Here is a 3,171-nt window from a genome sequence, read left to right on the forward strand (position 1 = left end):
AGGCTTTAGCGCGAGATTTCCCTGGTGCACTCGGAGCATTTCCGAATAAATTCCTAGACGCGGTTTTTCAGATCGCACGCGGGGCGTAGTCGCATCCGCGCGCACCTCGGCAGCGTAGCAAGCGAGACCTTCGGGGCCGGCGGCTAAAGGAAGATCGGGGAGCCGATCAGCGGCTGGAGGAAGGCTGATCCGCGGGGTGGGTTCTGGCGTGGACTTCCTTGAGCTTTCGGATCGAGACGTGGGTGTAGATCTCGGGGGTGGAGAGCTGGCTGTGGCCGAGGATGGCTTGGAGGTGGCGGATGTCACAGCCGGCATCGAGCATCAAGGTGGCCATGGTGTGGCGGAAGAGGTGGCAGGCGCCGGATTTCTCGACGCCGGAGGCGGCGATGTATTTCTTGGCGAGATCGGTGAGACGGTTCTTTCCGAGAGGCTCGCCGCTGTCGTGGAGGAAGAGCCAGCCCTCGTCGGGTTCGGTAGCGAGCGAGGGACGAACCTCTTCTTCGTATCTCGTGATCCAGCGCCCTGCCCGCTCTCCCAGAGGTACCATGCGGTCCTTCTGACCTTTGCCTTGGCGAACCATCAGGGTTCCGTTTCGGATGTCGACATCGTAGAGGCGAAGGTGGGCGAGCTCGGCTCGCCGGATGCCTGTCGAGTAGAAGGTCTCGAGGATCGCGCGATCTCGGATGCCGAGTTCGTCGTGGAGCATCGTCTGGGCCAGGATCCGTTCGACTTCCTCGGCGGTGAGGACGTGTTTGGGGAGCCGGCGGTGAACCCGCGGTAGCTCCAGCTCGCTTGCCGGGTTCGAGAGGATGAAGTTCTCTTTGGCGAGCCACTTGAAGAAGGCCTTGATCGGGACCAGGCGCTGCTGCTGGGTCGAGAACGAGAGCGGCTCGCCGTTCGGCTTTCGGTAGTGGTACAGGTGGCGCCTGTAGCGCTCCAGGATCGGCCGTGTGATGTCTTGGGGCTGCTCCAGGTCTCGTTCGCCGCACCAGTGGATGAAGCGACGCAGCATCTCGTCTCGGATCTCGACGGTGCGCGGCGCGAAGCCTTTCGCGGCCGAGGCTTCGAGGAAGCGAGCCATGTACGGGGCCATGCCGCTTCCGTCGATGGGATAAGGATCGGGCTTCGGGGTAGAGCGGCGGCGCTTGCGGCGCGGCATTAGTCGGCGCGTTCGGCCGGGAGTTCTCCCGTGTGCGTACGATACGATCCATTCCCCCTCGCCGGTGTCGGCCGTGCATTTTCAGGATGAGCACGACCCGACGAGAAGGAAGCCATTTCGCTCTGCGCACTTGCGCCGTTTTCGGGACCCCGACCACCCCCTGACCGAGGCCCGACCCGGGGCTGACCGACCCCTGACTGCCCTCCGTTTTGCCCTGACCGGCGATTGTCGTAGTCATGCTTTGATCCAAGCTTCGCCACGTCAATGAGTCCCATCAGAAACACGTTGCCGTGCTCGCCCTCTCCCCGATAGAGAAGCTCGTAGGTGTAGGACTGCCCGCGACCACTCCGATGAACGAGCACGTACTCCATCTCGGCAAGCCTTCCGAGGTGAACCTTGAGCGCCGTGTCCCCCCAGAAGGTCATGTCCCGTACCTCGCGGCGACGGAACCGGAACGCGGAACGCTCCATGGCCAGGGCCTCGCAACGTCCGCTCACCCAGCCATCGAGCCTGCGCAGCAGCTCGCGGGTCTTCGGCGGAAGCTCGTCGAGGGTTCGACCCAGGACTTCGCTCGCCAGCCGGTTCGCCGTCTCGATATCGAAGGGCGTGACTTCCACATAACGGATCGACTTTCCGTGGTGGTTCACCGTCTGGACCTTCCGCTGGTGCTGATGCAGGAGTGTGATCGAATCGATCAACGTGAGATACTTCTCGTGGTCGCGACGGGTCCGCGTGCGGTCATCGACGAAGGTCAGGCGCTCGCTGAACGGGTTCACGACGGCGAGCGGGGCGAGCAGCCGCTGCGCGTTCTGGTGCAGCGCGAGCACCTGGTCCTTGTCTGACTTGGCAAGCAGCCCCGCCAGCGTGCGCTTGCGGCGCTGGATCGCGTGGATGGCCCGCGTCTGCTCGCGACCCTCATCGACGGTCAGCACCACGCAGCGGTTCAGCAGCTCCTCGTCGATGTCGATCGCCGTCGTGGTCAGAAAGATCATCACCGGGCCCGTGACCTTGTAGTCCAGCGTCTTCAGCTCACCGGTTTCAGGGTCCTTGCCCGTGCTTGCAATCGTCAGCTCGCCTTCCGACTGCAGAAGCTTGAGGGCATAGGAAGCGGTGCTTGCCCCTTCCTCCTCGACGATCGCCAAGGCCTTGTGTTGAAGGTCCGTCTCGCCCATGTAGAAGAGCGACTGACCCGTCATCGCCGAGTACTTCGTGCGGTCTTCCTCCGGCATGAACGCGAGCACCGCATCCATCAACGCCGACTTCCCCGCGGCACTCGTCGATTGAATTACCACGGCCAAGGGCGCATCCAGCTTCCGAGAGACACCCGCCAAGTACCCCACAAGTTTGTTCGTCCCCTCTCCCACCACGCCACAACGATCGAAGTCCCGCTCGATACGGCCGAGAAGATCCGGATCCTTCAACAGCTCCATGGCGGCTTGCGTCTCCTCAATGCTGAGCGTGACGCTCTTGGCTTGTGCCGCCTTCTCCCCCTCGATCCGCTCCGCCTGCAGAGCTTCGAGCTTCAACAGGATCTTCCTCAGGTCGCTGCGTATCACCTCGTCCTTCAAGCCGAGTTCGACGGCCGCTTGCTGAGCAAAGGCTCCCCGCGGCCGCTGCTGATAGAGATCAAAGGTGTCGATGTGCATCGCCTGGCCACCGCCCCCCAGCGAAGGCGCCGAGACCAGCAAGTTCACCTTCATCCCGTCAAAGCTGGCGTTCTTCTCCAGCCCTCGGATTCGGTAGCGGCGATCGCCCTGCACGATCACGACTTCTTGGCCGCTCACCTCGGCCTCGATCTCGGGCTTCGGCGCCGGCGGCACCACGGAAGCCGGGAGCGGCTCGGGGGTTTCTTCTTTAGCCCGAATAATTCATGAAGAAGTCGCGTTCCTGAATTGAAGAAGGCCCCAGTTGCGGTAGAAACGTGTTGCGACACGCGTTTCCCCTCAACAAGGGCCCCTTCATGAAGCCGGATACTACCGCACAGACTGTCACCTTTCCCGACTTGATCTCGA

General features: G+C 62.7%; 2 protein-coding genes. Both read right to left on the reverse strand.

Annotated features, from left to right (window positions below; genetic code table 11):
• Positions 1–166: 166 nt before the first annotated feature.
• A complete protein-coding gene (gene xerC, locus GY937_17545; GenBank protein ID MCP5058509.1) occupies positions 167–1,093 on the reverse strand; it encodes a site-specific tyrosine recombinase XerC in 927 nt (308 codons plus the stop codon).
• 65 nt (positions 1,094–1,158) lie between these two features.
• Positions 1,159–2,979 (reverse strand): hypothetical protein, encoded by a 1,821-nt coding sequence (locus tag GY937_17550; GenBank protein ID MCP5058510.1) that lies wholly within the window; start codon positions 2,977–2,979, stop codon positions 1,159–1,161.
• Positions 2,980–3,171 lie beyond the last annotated feature (192 nt).

Source organism: bacterium (assembly GCA_024228115.1).
Lineage (GTDB): Bacteria > Myxococcota_A > UBA9160 > UBA9160 > UBA6930.